This window comes from Paraburkholderia caledonica, from assembly GCF_000383275.1.
GTDB lineage: Bacteria > Pseudomonadota > Gammaproteobacteria > Burkholderiales > Burkholderiaceae > Paraburkholderia > Paraburkholderia caledonica.
The window spans coordinates 81,322-97,020 of sequence record NZ_KB911052.1 but is presented as its reverse complement, the minus strand read 5'-3'; the positions used below and the strand labels follow the sequence as shown (position 1 = coordinate 97,020).

At 63.4% G+C, this 15,699-nt stretch carries 16 protein-coding genes; 7 read left to right on the top strand and 9 right to left on the bottom strand.

What is annotated here, in order from left to right; all coding sequences use genetic code 11:
- Positions 1-74 precede the first annotated feature (74 nt).
- The 3 genes from speE (at position 75) to H281_RS0132430 (ending at position 2,240) form a co-directional block, all read left to right on the top strand.
- Complete coding sequence (speE, locus tag H281_RS0132440) at positions 75-956, top strand: polyamine aminopropyltransferase (protein WP_027805133.1); 882 nt, start codon at positions 75-77, stop codon at positions 954-956.
- Positions 957-1,066: 110 nt separating this feature from the next.
- The gene (locus tag H281_RS0132435; RefSeq protein WP_020071294.1) at positions 1,067-1,480 is read left to right on the top strand and encodes a VOC family protein; all 414 of its coding nucleotides are present in this window, start codon (positions 1,067-1,069) and stop codon (positions 1,478-1,480) included.
- Positions 1,481-1,499: 19 nt separating this feature from the next.
- Positions 1,500-2,240 (top strand): 16S rRNA (uracil(1498)-N(3))-methyltransferase, encoded by a 741-nt coding sequence (locus H281_RS0132430; protein WP_020071293.1) that lies wholly within the window; start codon positions 1,500-1,502, stop codon positions 2,238-2,240.
- Between the two features lie 207 nt (positions 2,241-2,447).
- On the opposite strand, the gene H281_RS0132425 is transcribed toward H281_RS0132430, so the two are convergent.
- The 3 genes from H281_RS0132425 to H281_RS0132415 form a co-directional block, all read right to left on the bottom strand.
- On the bottom strand, positions 2,448-3,017 hold the full coding sequence (locus H281_RS0132425; protein WP_020071292.1) for a barstar family protein: 570 nt from the start codon (positions 3,015-3,017) through the stop codon (positions 2,448-2,450).
- Positions 3,018-3,024: 7 nt separating this feature from the next.
- Entirely contained in the window at positions 3,025-3,441 is a 417-nt protein-coding gene (locus tag H281_RS0132420) for a ribonuclease (RefSeq protein ID WP_020071291.1), read from the bottom strand.
- A 420-nt stretch (positions 3,442-3,861) separates the two neighbouring features.
- Positions 3,862-6,201, bottom strand: a complete 2,340-nt coding sequence (locus H281_RS0132415) for an NADP-dependent malic enzyme (protein WP_020071290.1) — start codon at positions 6,199-6,201, stop codon at positions 3,862-3,864.
- Between the two features lie 96 nt (positions 6,202-6,297).
- Here H281_RS0132415 and thiL point away from each other — a divergent pair, with 96 nt between their 5' ends.
- Genes thiL through H281_RS0132395 form a run of 4 tightly spaced genes read left to right on the top strand, consistent with a single transcriptional unit; the run spans position 6,298 to position 8,911 of the window.
- The gene (gene thiL / locus H281_RS0132410) at positions 6,298-7,296 is read left to right on the top strand and encodes a thiamine-phosphate kinase (RefSeq protein WP_020071289.1); all 999 of its coding nucleotides are present in this window, start codon (positions 6,298-6,300) and stop codon (positions 7,294-7,296) included.
- Positions 7,286-7,843, top strand: coding sequence for a phosphatidylglycerophosphatase A family protein (locus H281_RS0132405; protein ID WP_020071288.1), 558 nt, complete (start codon positions 7,286-7,288; stop codon positions 7,841-7,843). Before thiL ends, H281_RS0132405 begins: the two co-directional genes overlap by 11 nt.
- Before the next feature lie 28 nt (positions 7,844-7,871).
- Complete coding sequence (locus H281_RS0132400; RefSeq protein WP_020071287.1) at positions 7,872-8,372, top strand: CinA family protein; 501 nt, start codon at positions 7,872-7,874, stop codon at positions 8,370-8,372.
- Positions 8,373-8,395: 23 nt separating this feature from the next.
- Complete coding sequence (locus H281_RS0132395; protein WP_020071286.1) at positions 8,396-8,911, top strand: cupin domain-containing protein; 516 nt, start codon at positions 8,396-8,398, stop codon at positions 8,909-8,911.
- A gap of 30 nt (positions 8,912-8,941) precedes the next feature.
- Here H281_RS0132395 and pyrF read toward each other — a convergent pair whose 3' ends face one another.
- The 6 genes from pyrF to araG form a co-directional block, all read right to left on the bottom strand.
- The gene (pyrF, locus tag H281_RS0132390) at positions 8,942-9,757 is read right to left on the bottom strand and encodes an orotidine-5'-phosphate decarboxylase (RefSeq protein WP_020071285.1); all 816 of its coding nucleotides are present in this window, start codon (positions 9,755-9,757) and stop codon (positions 8,942-8,944) included.
- A gap of 152 nt (positions 9,758-9,909) precedes the next feature.
- Complete coding sequence (locus tag H281_RS0132385; protein ID WP_020071284.1) at positions 9,910-10,980, bottom strand: aldose 1-epimerase; 1,071 nt, start codon at positions 10,978-10,980, stop codon at positions 9,910-9,912.
- A 209-nt stretch (positions 10,981-11,189) separates the two neighbouring features.
- On the bottom strand, positions 11,190-12,113 hold the full coding sequence (locus H281_RS0132380) for an SMP-30/gluconolactonase/LRE family protein (protein ID WP_020071283.1): 924 nt from the start codon (positions 12,111-12,113) through the stop codon (positions 11,190-11,192).
- Positions 12,110-12,910 (bottom strand): SDR family NAD(P)-dependent oxidoreductase, encoded by an 801-nt coding sequence (locus H281_RS0132375; RefSeq protein WP_020071282.1) that lies wholly within the window; start codon positions 12,908-12,910, stop codon positions 12,110-12,112. Before H281_RS0132375 ends, H281_RS0132380 begins: the two co-directional genes overlap by 4 nt.
- A 38-nt stretch (positions 12,911-12,948) precedes the next feature.
- On the bottom strand, positions 12,949-13,965 hold the full coding sequence (araH, locus tag H281_RS0132370; RefSeq protein WP_020071281.1) for an L-arabinose ABC transporter permease AraH: 1,017 nt from the start codon (positions 13,963-13,965) through the stop codon (positions 12,949-12,951).
- 53 nt (positions 13,966-14,018) lie between these two features.
- Positions 14,019-15,557: an L-arabinose ABC transporter ATP-binding protein AraG gene (gene araG, locus H281_RS0132365; RefSeq protein WP_027805132.1), complete on the bottom strand. Its 1,539-nt coding sequence runs from the start codon at positions 15,555-15,557 to the stop codon at positions 14,019-14,021.
- Positions 15,558-15,699: the final 142 nt, after the last annotated feature.

The following is a 15,699-nucleotide window of genomic DNA, read 5'->3' as shown; positions in this document are numbered from 1 at the left end:
GCGCGAGACCGTGCCGCGCGTCGCCCTTACAATCGGGCAGCGGAAACCAACCCGTTCACACTGGGCAAACCATCTTGAGCGCTACTTTGCTGTTCCACCCGAGTCCGGACGCTGTCTACGGATTCCCGGACGCGTCGTTGATCGCACGCGTCGATTCGCCGTATCAGCGCATCGAGGTGTGGGATACGCGCCAGCTCGGCCGGATCTTCACGCTCGATGGCCGTCCCATGACGTCCACCGGCGACGAGTTCATCTATCACGAGTGCATGGTGCATCCGGCGGCGTTGGCGCATCCGGCACCGAAAGCCGCGCTGGTGCTGGGTGGAGGCGACGGGGGCGCCGCGCGGCAACTGCTGGCGCATCCGGGCATTGAAAGGATCGTGGTCGCCGAACTCGACGAACAGGTGGTTCGCCTGACCCACGAGCACATGCCCGAAGTACACGGCGGCGCGTTCGACGATCCGCGCGTCGAACTCGTGATCGGCGATGCCGCGCATTTCGTGACCGCGGCCGCGCAGGCACGGTCTGCGCAGTACGATCTGGTCGTATTCGATCTGACGCCGCCGGACTCGCCAGCGGCCGGCCTGTACACGACCGCCTTCTACAGTCAGCTCAAGCGGGTGATGAGCGCGAACGCCGTGTTGTCCGTCCATCTGGGCTCGCCCTATTTCCACGCCGAACGCATTTCCGGCCTGCTGGGCGATCTGCGCAGCGCGTTCGCGGTCGTGCGCACCATGAACACGTTCGTTCCGCTATACGGCTCGTTGTGGATGATGGCGACCGCCAGCGACACGCTCGATCCTGCCGCGCTGACGGCGGATATCGTGGCCGAGCGCCTCGCCGTGCGAGGAATCGACGCACGGAAGCACTACAGCCCTGCCGCGCATGCCGGACTCTTTACGGCATCGCCGTCGGTGCAAGATAAACTAGGTCAATTCTTAAAGCCGTCGCACTGACGCACGGGCAAAATGCACGGCTTCGCCGGATTGCGCTATCTCTTTGCCGATGCGCAATCCATTGCCGGAGGCCCGGCATGCGCCCAATAACCCTAGATCTGGAGAACCCCATGACCGCCTCCCGCCCAGCCGGTGTGCCCTGGTTGACCCCCTATCTGACGGTACGGGACGCGCGAGCCGCGAGTGCCTTTTACACCGCGGCATTCGGCTTCGAATTGCGGGATAGCGTGCAGGACGACGGCGTCGTCATGCATGTCGAAATGACCTATCAAGGTCAGTTGATCGTGATGTTCGCGCCGGAAGGCGCGTTCGGCTCCACCGCAAAAACACCCCGCAGCGCGGGCGCGATCGCGCCGCAATCATTCTATGTCTACGTCGACGATGTCGACACGGTTTACGCCCGGGCGCTTGCCGCCGGCGCCAAATCGTTGAGCGAGCCACAGGACCAGTTCTGGGGCGACCGCTTCGCCCAGGTCGAGGATCTGGACGGCTACCGTTGGGCGCTCGCTCGCCACCTTTCGTGAACTAATGAGTATTTTTCTGATGCCTCGCTTCTTCGTCGGTACGCCTCTTTCGCCCGACGACATCATGCAACTTCCCGATGACGTCGTACGGCACGTCCTCGTGCTGCGCTTGCAGACCGGTGACTCCATAGTGCTTTTCAACGGTGAGGGCGGCGAATACAGCGCCGAACTCGTCGCGATCGAACGCCGCACGGTCACCGTGAAGGTCGGCGAATTCCGCAATATCGAAGTCGAGCCGCCGTATCGGCTCACGCTCGCTCAGGGCATAGCAAGCGGCGACAAGATGGACTGGCTGATCGAAAAAGCCGTCGAACTCGGCGCGTCGACCTTCGTCCCGTTGACCACCACGCGCAGCGTCGTGCGTCTGAACGGCGATCGTGCGCTTCGGCGGCATGCGCACTGGGAAGGCATCGTGCGGGCGTCGTGTGAGCAATGTGGACGCAACCGCCTGCCGACAGTCATGCCGGTACGTGAAATCGCCACCTGGCTCGCCGCAATGCCGCGCGTTCCCGCAGAAGACGAACTGCGCATTCTGTTGTCGCCACGCGCGAGCATCCATTTTTCAGCGCTGCCCACAATTCCGCCGAAGGGGCCTGTCACCGTGCTGGTCGGCCCCGAAGGCGGCTTTTCCGCCGCGGAAGAAGCCGCCGCGACGGACCACGGATTTCAGGCGGTTGGGCTCGGACCGCGCGTCTTGCGCACCGAGACCGCTGGGATGGCGGTTCTGTCCGCACTCGCGGCGGCGTGGGGCGGCTGGTGAGGCGGTGATTGAGTTGGTGCTCGTGGGCTCTATGGCGTAGGCAGCCGCAACGGCAGTGATCGAAGGCGACGCCGGCGCGACCGGCACAGCACCACCAATGCCACTGACACCGGGCTCAAGCCCAATCCGCCAAAAGCAAAGGCCCGCCAGTTGGCGGGCCTTTGCGATTCCGGCTATGGCTGAACTCAGGCGTTCGGCTCAAAGCATTCAGGCGAACGAATAAAAGACGCGGAACGCAACCTTGCGCTCGGCCCAGAATTCGGCCGCTTCGCGAAACACGTCGAGCAGCGTCTCTCGCCCTTCCTTGTCGAATTTCTGCGCGACGGGCAATTGCTCGAGCACGATGACGAAGCCGGGCTGGGCTCCGGCCTTATGAACCAGGTCGGTCAGGCAATCGTAGAGCGCGTCATAATTCTTGCCGAAATGTTTCGGAAACAGGAACGATGTAGCGATGGTTTCCAGGACTTCCTGCTTGGACTGCGCGTTTGCGCAATACGCGTAGAGAAAGTGCTGTCCGAGTCGATTCGCCTCGTCGGCGAGATCCTGAACGCGAAACGCGCGGATCGACTGTACGATGTTCGGTCGTACGGTCTTGAAAAGACTCATGGGCTCCTCGTTCGATGAAACCACACTGTCAGCTTCGCTCCGGTTCTCACGGCCCTGCTCGCCGGCGCGCATCTTCATGACGCGCTGGAAAAGATTGCCGTCGCCGGCCGCGAAAAGATCCGTCGCGACTCCGGTGTCGTGCGCGTAGACGTTGTCGCTCATGCCGTTCATCCCGATGTCATTCAACAATACGATTAAAACTGGTGTAATGGTCGTCCGAGTAGTAACAATTGTCGGTTCGCTTCAGCGGACCTCCGCAGACGATGCGACGCGCCCCGCGACTACGTGAACGAGGCGTGGGAACGGTGTATTCGTGGTAAAAGCCGCGCCGGTTGGGCGGCAGCAACCGTTCGCGGTTGCCGAACACGACGCCGTCCTTTTCATACGGGTAAGGCCCGCCAGCGGCAATCAAGTTCAATGTATTGACCGCCTCGCGGGGCAGCTGCGCCGCCGCAATGGTGCCTTGGCCCTGTGCATTCGTGCCGGTGGGTGCCGGGTAATTGCGCGCGATGGCGTGAGGCACGGGGCCGCAGAAAACGCACAGCGCAATAGCACTGATCAGCACGCCCTTGATGCGCTGCCATCTGCGTGCCATTACCAAGTTTCCCGGCTGTTAGATCACGAGTTTTACGACCATGAAAGTCGTAAGGGTATCGCTAATGGTCCCCGGAATCAACGTTCGCCGGAGTCGCAAAATGATCCGATTCGACGCGAAAGCCCCACCAGCAGTGCTTTGACGACTTTTGACACAAAATTTATCCAATGCGCGCTAACATTAGCTCAACCAAGCAAAAGAAGCAGCAACACCGGCTTTTCCACACGGAAGGCCGGGCGCTGAGTTCTTGCAAGGAAGTCTGTTGTTTGCCGTTTTGGGCGGCTATCCCCTGTTCGCCCTAAGGCGTGCCCGTTGCGGGCACGCCTTTTTTTTCGTTGGACGAGGCCGGCAGGAGCCGCCGGCAAGTTTCTACGCCAACTGCGCTGGCGGAAGCCGGCGCCGGTCAGCGTAGACAGACCCTCAGCGGGCCGCGATCACATCCGCAACCAGCAGCGCCGTCATGTTGACGATGCGTCGAACCGTCGCGGAGGCCGTCAGCACGTGCACGGGTTTTGCCGCGCCCAGCAGCATCGGGCCAATGGCGATGTTGTTGCCCGCCGCAGTCTTCAGCAGGTTGTACGAGATGTTGGCGGCGTCGATGTTCGGCAGCACCAGCAGGTTGGCATCGCCTTCGAGCGTCGAGTCGGGCAGCACTTCGCGTCGCAAATTGGCATCGAGCGCGACGTCGCCGTGCATTTCACCATCAACCTGCAATTCGGGCGCGCGTTCTTGCAGGATCGCGAGCGTATCGCGCATTTTCTGCGCGGTCGGCGCATTGCTCGAACCGAAATTCGAGTGCGACACCAGCGCGACCTTCGGCTCGATACCGAAGCGGCGCACTTCCTCGGCGGCCATGATCGTGATCTCGGCCAACTGCTCCGGCGTCGGGTCCACGTTCACGTGCGTATCGACCAGGAAAATCTGGCGATTCGGCAGCACCAGCGCGTTCATCGCGGCATACACGGCGCAGCCTTCGCGCTTGCCGATCACCTGGTCGATAAAGTGCAGGTGGCGGTGCGTCGTGCTGATCGTGCCGCAGATCATGCCGTCCGCCTCGCCTTTTCTGACCAGCATCGCGCCGATCAGCGTGGTGCGGCGGCGCATTTCGAGCTTGGCCATCTGCGCGGTGATGCCCTTGCGGGACATCATCTTGTAATACTCCTGCCAGAAGTCGCGATAACGCTCGTCATGGTCCGTATTGACGACCGTGTAGTCCTGACCCGCGACGAGACGCAGACCGTAGCGCGCAATGCGCTGCTCGATCACGGCCGGACGGCCAATCAGGATCGGCTTGGCCAGCTTTTCGTCGACGATGATCTGCATGGCGCGCAACACGCGCTCTTCTTCGCCTTCCGCGAACACAATGCGCTTCTTCTCCGGCTCGACGCCGCGCGCCAGCTGGAAAATCGGCTTCATCGTCGTGCCGCTGTGATACACGAACTGCTGCAGATGCTGCTCGTATGCGTCCATGTCCTCGATCGGACGCTCGGCGACGCCCGAATCCATCGCGGCCTTCGCCACCGCGGGCGCGACTTTGACGATCAGACGCGGGTCGAACGGCTTCGGAATCAGGTACTCCGGACCGAACGAAAGATCCTGAATGCCGTAAGCCGTCGCGACGATGTCGCTCTGCTCCTGGCGCGCCAGTTCGGCAATCGCATTGACCGCGGCGATTTCCATTTCCCGCGTGACCGTGGTCGCGCCCGCGTCCAGTGCGCCGCGGAACAGGAACGGGAACACCAGCACGTTGTTCACCTGGTTCGGGTAGTCGGTGCGGCCCGTGCACAGCACGGCGTCCGGACGCACTTCGAGCGCCAGTTCCGGCAGGATTTCCGGCGTCGGGTTAGCGAGCGCCAGAATCAGCGGCCGTTCTGCCATCTGCTTGACCATCTCCTGCTTGAGCACGCCGCCCGCCGACAGGCCGAGGAACACGTCCGCGCCGCCAATTGCCTCTGCGAGCGTGCGTGCCTCGGTGTCACGCGCGAAGCGTTCCTTGTCCGGGTCCATCAGTTCGACGCGGCCCTTGTAGACCACGCCGGCCAGATCCGTGACCGTGATGTTTTCGAGCGGCAGCCCGATATCGACCAGCAGATCCAGACAGGCCAGCGCCGCTGCGCCCGCGCCGGAGGAGACCAGCTTGACGTCCTTGATGTCCTTGCCGACGACCTTCAAGCCGTTCGTGATCGCCGCCGCAACGACGATGGCCGTGCCGTGCTGATCGTCGTGGAAGACCGGAATCTTCATGCGCTTGCGACATTCGCGTTCCACGATGAAGCAGTCCGGCGCCTTGATGTCTTCGAGATTGATACCGCCGAACGTCGGCTCGAGCGCCGCGATCACGTCGACGAGCTTGTGCGGATCGGACTCGTTCAACTCGATATCGAACACGTCGATGCCGGCGAACTTTTTGAACAGCACCGCCTTACCTTCCATGACCGGCTTGGATGCGAGCGGGCCGATATTGCCCAGGCCGAGCACCGCCGTGCCGTTCGTCACGACGCCGACCAGGTTGCTGCGCGCCGTAAAGCGCGCGGCATTCAGCGGGTTCTCGACGATTTCTTCACACGCGAACGCGACACCTGGCGAGTACGCCAGCGCGAGGTCGCGCTGGTTGATCATCTGCTTGGTGGGGGCGATTGCGATCTTCCCGGGGGTCGGGAATTCGTGGTAATCGAGGGCGGCTTCGCGGAGTTTGCTATTGACGGGAGTCGACATAAGGCGGGCTTCGAAGTGCGGATTAGAATAGATGTTCGACGGCATTGTAGCCCCAATTGCCGGCCCGATTCCTTCAATACGGGTACAACTGCCGAGACTGAAACGTAGCGAAAGGCAGTCGTCCCTTCACTTTTCCTCACAATGCTTTCAGAGTTTTCGCTGATTGAACGTTTCTTCGCGCGCCGCGCAGCGGGCGAGGCGTCGGCGGCCCCGAGCGGTTCGCTCGGCATCGGCGACGACTGCGCGCTGCTCGCGCCGCGCGCGGGCGAAATGCTGGCGATTTCGACAGACATGCTCGTGGAAGGCCGCCACTTCTTCGCGGATGTCGATCCCGAGGCGCTCGGTCACAAGGCGCTCGCCGTCAATCTGTCGGACCTGGCCGCGATGGGCGCGCAACCGCAGGCGTTCACGCTCGCGTTCTCCTTGCCCAGGGCCGATGAAACGTGGCTCGCCGCATTTAGCGAAGGACTCTTCGCGCTCGCCGAGCGTCATGGCTGCGCGCTGATCGGCGGCGACACGACCGGCGGCCCGCTGAACCTGTGCATCACCGTGTTCGGCAGCGTGCCGCCGCAAGCCGCGCTGCGCCGCGACGCCGCTCGGGCAGGCGACGACATCTGGGTGTCGGGCACCCTCGGCGACGCGCGCGCAGGCCTCGGCATCCAGCGCGGCGAGTGGACCGCCGATGCCGACGACGCCGCGGCGTTTCGCCGCGCGCTCGAGCGCCCGGAGCCGCGCATCGCGCTCGGGTTGGCGCTGCGCGGCGTCGCCCATGCGGCGCTGGATATCTCGGACGGGCTCGCCGGCGACCTGAAGCACATTCTCGATCGTTCGAATATGCGGGCCATTGTCGACGCCGACGCAGTGCCGCGTTCGTCCGCATTGCGCAGGCTGCCGCTCGACGCGCAGCGGCGCTGCACGCTCGCGGGCGGCGACGACTACGAGTTGTGCTTTACCGCGCCGCCGGCCGCGCGCGACGCCGTTCAGGCCGCCGGCCACAAGGCGGGCGTGCCCGTCACGCGCATCGGTACAATAAGCGCTCTCCGAACGGCGGCCGACCGCCCGGCGATCGACTGGCGCGACTCTGCCGGCGCGCCGCTCTCCCTGACGTTGCAAGGCTTCGACCACTTTCATGCAGACTGATCGCCCGCTCACGCCCGCCGACAATCTTGTCGGCGGTCAGCCGCCCAAGCCGCAGCGCCCTCAGCCGCGCCGCGCGACCGCGCGCTTCATGCTGTCGCACCCGCTGCACATTCTGTCGCTCGGTTTCGGCAGCGGCTTGTCGCCGATCGCGCCTGGCACAATCGGCACGTTGTTCGCGTGGGCCTCGTTTGCCGTGTTCAGCCGCTATCTGACCGTGATCGAGTGGGGGGTGCTGATCGGCGTCGGCTTCGTGGGCGGCATTGCGATTTGCGGCTTTACCGCCAGGAAGCTCGGCACTGACGACCCATCGCCGGTCGTGTGGGACGAAATCGTCGCCTTCTGGCTCGTGCTGCTGATGGTCACGCCGGTCACGCTGACAGGCCAGTTCTGGGCGTTCATCGTGTTCCGTTTTTTCGACATGGTGAAGCCGCCGCCCATCAGCTATTTCGATCGCCGGCTGAAAGGCGGTTTTGGCATCATGTTCGACGATCTCGTTGCCGCGTTTTTCACCTTGCTCGTGATTGCGCTCTGGCGCATGTCCGTTTAACCGCTCCGCCCCGTTCCGGATTGACGCCATGCCTACCGATTCCGTCGTTCACCAGCTCGCGATCCGCGTGAGCAACCGCCTGCGCGACGAGCGTCTGATGCTCGTCACCGCCGAGTCGTGCACGGGCGGCATGGTCGCGACCGCGATCACCGACATCTCAGGCAGCAGCGGCTGGTTCGAGCGCGGCTTCGTCACGTATTCGAATCAGGCCAAGAGTGAAATGATCGGCGTGCCCGCGGACATGATCGAAAAGTACGGCGCGGTCAGCGAGCAGGTGGCGCGCGCGATGGCGGAAGGCGCGCTGCGCAACAGCCGCGCCCAGGTATCGTTGTCGATCACGGGCGTCGCCGGGCCGGGCGGCGGCACAGAGACCAAGCCGGTCGGCATGGTGTCGTTCGGCTGGAGCAACCGGCTGCATACGTCGGTCGAAACGAAGATTTTCAAGGGCGACCGCGAACAGATTCGCGTGCAGGCCGCGGCGCACGCGCTGCGCGGCGTGCTCGCGCTGCTCGACGAGCGCGAACATTGAGTTTGGTTGAAGGCGGGAAGACGATGTCCGATTCGCACGCAGCCAGAGACGAACTGATCCGTCGCTTCGATCTGAAGCCGCATCCGGAAGGCGGATTTTTCAGCGAGACCTACCGGTCGGCGGAGCGCGTGAGCCGCGCGGGCGGGTCGGCCGAAACGCGTTCGGCGTCGACGGCGATCTACTATCTGTTATGCGATGGTGCGCATTCGGCGTGGCACCGGATCAAGTCCGACGAGGTCTGGCATTTCTATGCGGGCGAACCGCTGCACGTTCACGTGCTGGACGAGTCGGGCGCCCTCGTTACACATCGGCTCGGCAACGCGTTGACTCATCGCGGCACGGTGTTTCAGGCTGTGGTGCCCGCCGGTTTGTGGTTCGCCGCCGAATGCGCGGATCCGGCGACGTTCGCGCTCGTGGGCTGCACGGTAGCGCCCGGTTTCGAGTTCACTGAATTCGAACTTGCGGATGTGGATGCGTTGAAAGCGCAATACCCGCAGCATGCCGCGCACATCGAGCGGCTTGGGCCGGCTGCGGACTAAGCCAGCCCATGCACCAACTCACTCCGTGATTCAACGGAATGCGTTGATCCGGTCGCGCGTCTCCATGGCGGCCTTCGCTGCCGCTTGAGCGAAATCCTCGCCCTTGCCTGCATAGATGATCGCGCGCGACGAGTTGATCAGCATGCCCGTGCCGTTGGCGGTGCGGCCCGCGTTCACGGTCGCCTGCACGTCGCCGCCCTGCGCGCCGATGCCGGGAATCAGCAGCGGCATATCGCCGACAATTCCGCGCACCACTTCGATTTCCTTCGGGAAAGTCGCGCCGACCACCAGCGCCAACTGGCCGCTCGCATTCCACTTTTCCGCCGCCAGTTGCGCGACGACCTGATACAGCGGACGGCCCCCCGTTTCCAGGAATTGCAGGTCTGAGCCGCCCGCGTTCGACGTGCGGCACAGTACGATCACGCCTTTGCCTTCATGCTGCAGATACGGCTCGATCGAATCGAAGCCCATGTACGGATTCACCGTCACCGCGTCCGCCTGGTAGCGTTCGAACGCCTCGCGCGCATATTGCTCCGCAGTGCTGCCGATGTCGCCGCGCTTCGCGTCGAGAATGACCGGCAAGCCCGGGTGATGTGCGTGAATGTGCGCAATCAGCTGCTCGAGCTGGTCTTCCGCGCGATGCGCCGCGAAGTAGGCGATTTGCGGTTTGAACGACGACGCGTACGGTGCAGTCGCGTCGACGATCTCGCGGCAGAAGTCGAAGATCGCGTCGGCGCGGCCGGCAAGCGCGCCCGGAAACTTGCTGGGCTCCGGATCGAGGCCGACGCACAGCAGCGAGTTAGTGCGCTGCCACGCGTCGTTGAGTGTCTGGATGAAGTTGGACATGGTGGGTCTCGCGGCGAGCCGGTAGTCGGAAGAGGCGCGTATTTTACCTGTCCGGCGTGGGCGGCGCGGCTCGCCTCGCTTCACTCGCTTCACTGTCCATCGCTCCGTCCAGCGCGAGCCCCTCGAGACTTCGCGAGCGACCGGACCGCGCTCTATTGCCGACGCCGCGATCCTCGCGCGCCCGGCATCGAACGCAAACCGGTACGTTCAACGGTAAAGCGGAACGTCCGCACGAGTTGCTCGCCACACCCAAGCAACGTCATGCCGTTTTCGCATGCGCCGCCGGCAAGATTCATCGCGTTGATCGGATGATCGACGGGCTCGAAACAGAAGAAATCCTCGCCAGGAGGCGTGTACAGCACATAGTAATCGGTGTCGGCGGCAATGTTCAGCGACAGCCGGCGCTTGGGCCACACCACGGCCGCCTGTCCGCTCCACCCAGTGAATGCATGATTGACGATGGTTTCTGGCAGCGGATAAGCGACGCCGAACTGCCAAGCCGGCGGCGCCTGCACGTGGCGGACCGGCAGCCAGTCATCGCCGGCGAGCCATAGACCGCCTGCTGCAGCCGACAACTCGGTGTCGCCGTCGCGCACGAAAAACGGATGCACGCCGAGCCCGAAAGGCAACGCCTCGCGGCCCGCGTTCTCGATTTCGAGCGTGATGACGAGCGACGGGCCGTCCAGCTTGTAGGTCTGAGCCGCGCGAAACGCGTACGGCTTGCCGTCACGGCGATCGAGCGTGAGCCGCACGTTCTCCCGGTCTGAATCGACGACATGCCACGCCGACTGCCAGCCGTCGCCGTGGATTGGAAACGGCTCGTCCGCACGATTGCACGCCACGTCGACGCGCCGCCCTGCGAAATTGAAGTGCCCGCCGCCGATCCGGTTCGAATACGGCAGCAGCGGATAACAGGCGAGTTCGTTCGGTTGCGTGTCGGCGGCAACATGGCGGCAGCGACGAAAAATCGGCGTGAGCGCGCCGTCGTCGCGCCAGTCAAAGCGAGTGATTCCGCCACCCAGCGTCGGTGCAACGTCGAGACGCAAATGCGCATTGGCGAGCGTGATGCATGCGACGTCGCCGGCCGAGGTCTCACCGACCGCTACCGCCGACGTGCTTGGCCCCGGCAACACCGGATTGGCCGCCGCCGCGAGTCGCGAGCGCCGGCTCTGAGCGCTTTGTGATGTTTGGGACGAGGCGGAAACAGGATTCGCAACAGTCATATCTGCTCCTTCGAGAGGCTGGGACGTTGCCGTCGTGGCTGACGGGTGCTGTCGGGCGATTTTCTTGAACAGGTCGCCTCTGGTCCAAACTGCTTGCTGCCGTTTTGCGCGGAATGCCCGGTTGTTGCTGGTTTCTGTCAAGCACGGCTCGTCACTGCAGCCGCGCGCTTCCGGTCACTGCATCGACTGCGAAGCTGCGTCATTCTGCGCTACGCTGGCGCGCCCTGGAACACCGGCTCCGGCAAACCGCGCCGCGCAGGTGTCACGATGAACACGCCGCCCGCCCGCAAATCGCCGGCGAGCGCCGCTGCGTCGAGACCGACGCGCGCACTCGTGATGTACAGCGTGCCCAGTTGCGCGCCGCCGAGCGCGACGCAACTCGGCTGCGCCGTGGGTACTTCCACGCGCTCCGTTTCGACACCGTCGGCGCCGTAACGCACGACGCGTCTGCCGCCCCATTGCGCGTTCCACAAGCCGCCATCGCGATCGACAGTCGAGCCGTCGGGCTCGCCAGTGGCGTCGGCGAGGCGCACGAACAGCCGGTCGTTGGCGATGCCGCCGTCCGCACGATAGTCGCACGCGCGGATCTCACGCGTGGGCGAGTCGCAGAAATACATCGTCGCGCCGTCGGGACTGAACGCGATGCTGTTGGAAATGGCCGGCGCGGGCAGCGGCAGACGCTCCAGCGACAGGTCGTGATTGAGCCGGTAGAACCCGCCGATCGCCTGCAACGGCGAGCCTTCGTCTTTCGTGCCGAACACAAAACGCCCCTGACGGTCGCAGCGGCCGTCGTTCACCCGCGTATTCATACCCGCTTCCACATCGACGATGTGCCGCGTCTGTCCCGTCGCAATGTCGAAAAAGGCCAGCTGCGAGGCAAGGCCAAGCAACAGGTAATGCGGATCGGCACACAGCGCGAACGTGGCGAGACGTTCGGGCATCGGCCAGAAAGTGCTCCGGCCGTCGCTCGGGTCGTAGCGCCACAAACGCGCGCCTTCGATATCCGTCCAGTAGAAGCGGCCGGTTCTCGCGCACCATGTCGCGCCTTCGCCCAACGTGCACTTGGTGTCGAGCAGCAGCGCCGCGCTTTTCGCAGGTTGCGCACCGGCGTCAGGGCGCACGCTTGCCGTCATGCCCAGCCTCCGTCCACGACGATGTCCTGCGCGGTGATCATTCTGCTGTCGTCGGCGGCGAGGAACAGCGCCATGCGGGCGAGGTCGTCCGGCATGAGTTCCGCGTCGATGCACTGCCCTTCCTTGATCGCACGGCGGCCCGCGTCGTCGAGCCAGAGGCGTTTCTGCTTTTCCGTCATCACCCAGCCCGGCACCAGCGTGTTCACGCGAATGTTGAAGTGCCCCAGGTCACGCGCGAGACCGCGGGTCAAACCCTGCACCGCCGATTTCGACATCACGTACACCGGATAACCGCCGTTCTTCAACATCCAGCTAATCGAGCCGAGATTGATGATCGAACCGCTGTTCGCCGCTTTCATGTCTTCCATCACCGCTTGCGCGGCAAAGAACTGGTGACGGATGTTCACCGCGATGCCCGCGTCGAAAGATTCGCGCGTGACTTCGCCGATCGTGTGACGCTTGTCGTTCGCTGCATTGTTCACGAGCGCCTGGATCGGGCCGAGGGCCGCTTTCACGTCGGCGATCGCTTTTTGCAGCGCGTCGACGTCGGTCAGATCGCAGGGCAGGAAAAGCGGCTTGTGCTTCGAGTCGCCGAGTTCATCCGCCAGCGCTTCGCCCGCGGTTGCGTCGATATCGAAGAACGCAACGCGCGCGCCCTGCGCCGCGAAATGCTCGACAAACGATGCGCCGATACCGGTCGCGCCGCCCGTAATCAACACCGTGCGGTCGACAAGACTAGGGTAGCGCGCGAATGCGCTGTTCGCGAGACGCTCGTTTGCATTGGCCGGAGACGACATCGTTCGATTCCTTTTTGAGCGAGATGGTTAAGCCGCGATTAGTCGCGCGAACCGCGGTTCTTCAACTGGTCGAGCAGCACGGCTGCGAGCAGGATCGCGCCACGCACGAGGTACTGATAGAACGCATCGATGTTCATCAGGTTCATCACGTTCTCGACGGTGCCCATGATCAGCACGCCGATCACGACGCCGGAGATCGTCGCACGCCCGCCGAGCAGCGACACGCCGCCGAGCACGCATGCCGAGATCACGTTCAGTTCGAAGCCTTGCGCGGCATTCGGCTGTCCCGACGTGATCCGCGACGCCAGGATCACACCTGCGAGCGCGGTGACGGCACCCTGAATCAGGAAGATGTACACGCGCGTGCGCTCGACGTTGATACCCGCGAGCCGCGACGCTTCCGGATTGCCGCCGATCGCAAGCGTGTTGCGGCCATACACGGTCTGATTCAGCATCACGCCGAACACGATAAAGCACAGCAGCGTGCCCCAGATCGGCAACGACACGCCGAAGAAGCTCAAGCCGCCCAGCGCAATGAACGTATCCGACGACACACCCACCGCCTGACCGTGCGACACGATAAAGCCGAGGCCACGCACGATTTCCATCGTTGCGAGCGTGGTGATCAGAGCGTTGATGCGCAGATACGCGATCACCGCGCCGTTGACGAAGCCGATCACCGCGCCGGCCGCCACTGCGGCAACGATCGCGATAAACGTATTGTCGGTCGCGTTGAGCACCATCGCGCACAACACGCCGGCGAACGCGACGGTCGATCCGATCGACAAGTCGAAATCTCGCGACGCGAGACAGAACATCATCGTGCACGCGACCATGCCGATCTGCGAAATGGACAGCGCGAGGCCGAGCATGTTCTCGATCGAGAAGAAGTGGTCGACGGTCAGCGACATCGTCACGAACATCACCACGAAGATCAGGATCAGGCTGTACTCGGTGATTTGCTGCCACCACTTCGCCTTGTCGCTCGTCTGCGGGATCAGCGCCTCAGCCGCGCTCTTGGCGGCCTGTTGCGCGAGGTTTTCTCTAGCTTGCATGATGAAGACTCCTCCCGTTCCCCACGGGTTGCCGGACTTTCGTCCAATGATGTTCAGGCCGCCTGTTGAGCGGCAGTTCCGGTTGCGGGCAGTGCGGTCGAGCTTTGCGGCAACGCGAGGCTCAGCACCGCTTGTTCCGTTGCATCCTTGCGCGACAGTTCGCCGGCAATTCGGCCCTGGCGCATCACGACGATGCGGTCGGACACGCCCAGCACTTCGGGCAGTTCCGACGAAATCATCACGATCGCGCAGCCGCGTTCGGCAAGCTGGTAAATCACGTTATAAATTTCGTGCTTCGCGCCCACGTCGATGCCGCGAGTCGGTTCGTCGAGAATCACGACCTTCAGATCGGGTTCGGCGAGCCAGCGCGACAGAATCGCCTTCTGCTGATTACCGCCCGAAAGAAAGCGGATCTTCTGGCGGCGGCTCGGCGTCTTGATCTTCAGCAGCTTGATGAAGCGGTCCGCGGTTTCCGCTTCTTTCTTGCGATCGAGGAAGACGCCCGCGCGCAGATAGTGACGGCGGCAACTGATGTTGATGTTCTCCGACACCGTCGCCATCGCGACAATGCCTTCTTCCTTGCGGTCTTCCGGACACAGCACGATGCCGTGGCGAATCGCTTCGCCGGCGCTTTTTACCCGGATCGTCTTGCCGTCGAGCACTAGTTCGCCGCCCTTCTTATGCTCGGTGCCGTAGACGAGATGCATCAGTTCGCTGCGGCCCGCGCCCACGAGGCCGAAGAAGCCGACAATTTCGCCGCGCCGCACTTCGAAGCTGGCCGGCTGCGAAAGCGCATGGCCTTCGATCGCCTTCGCCGCGAAACGCACTTCGCCGAGCGGCCGCTCCGAATAGTTGTAAATGTCCGAGATCTCACGCCCGACCATTTCGCTGACGATGGTGTCGCGCGACACGCCTTCGAGCGTGGGATGCGAAGCGATCTTGCGACCGTCACGGAAAATCGTGCACGCGTCGCAGAGTTCGTAAATTTCGTCCATGCGATGCGAGATGTAGATCATCGCGCGGTTGTCGGCGCGCAGATCGCGCACCAGCTTGAACAGCACTTCGGTTTCACGATGCGACAGCGAACTCGTCGGTTCGTCGAGCGCGATCACGCGAGCGTTGCGCAGCAATGCCTTGCAGATTTCCACCATCTGCCGCTGCGCGATGGAGAGCTTGCGCAGCTTCGCGTTCGGATCGAGCGCGACGCCCATTGCTTCGAGACGCTCACGCACGAAGCGCTTCGCGTCGCGCTTGTTGACCCAGCCGAACGAATTCGGCAACTGGCCGAGCAGCAGATTTTCCGCGACGGTCAGATCGGGCACGTACTGCAATTCCTGGTGAATCACCGCGATACCCGCCGCGATCGACGAAGCCGCGCTCGTAAAGCGCACTTCTTTTCCGTCGATCATCACGCGGCCCGAGTCGGGCTGATATTCACCGCCGAGTATCTTCAGCAGGGTCGATTTCCCTGCGCCGTTTTCGCCCATCAGGCCGTGCACCTGGCCGACGTTGACGTCGAAGGACACACCGTCGAGCGCGCGCACGCCTGGAAAGACTTTGCCGATATTGTCAAAACGTAGCGTCGCTGACACTTCGCCTCCTCGCTGTTTCATCTCGACCGCGCCTCGCTGGGCGTCGTACTTCGACACCTGCAACGCACGGCCTATGTCCTGTTGCTCATGTTCCGTTTCAGTTGCCGGCGCGCGCACCGTAAGCGACGCGCCGGCAATCCTT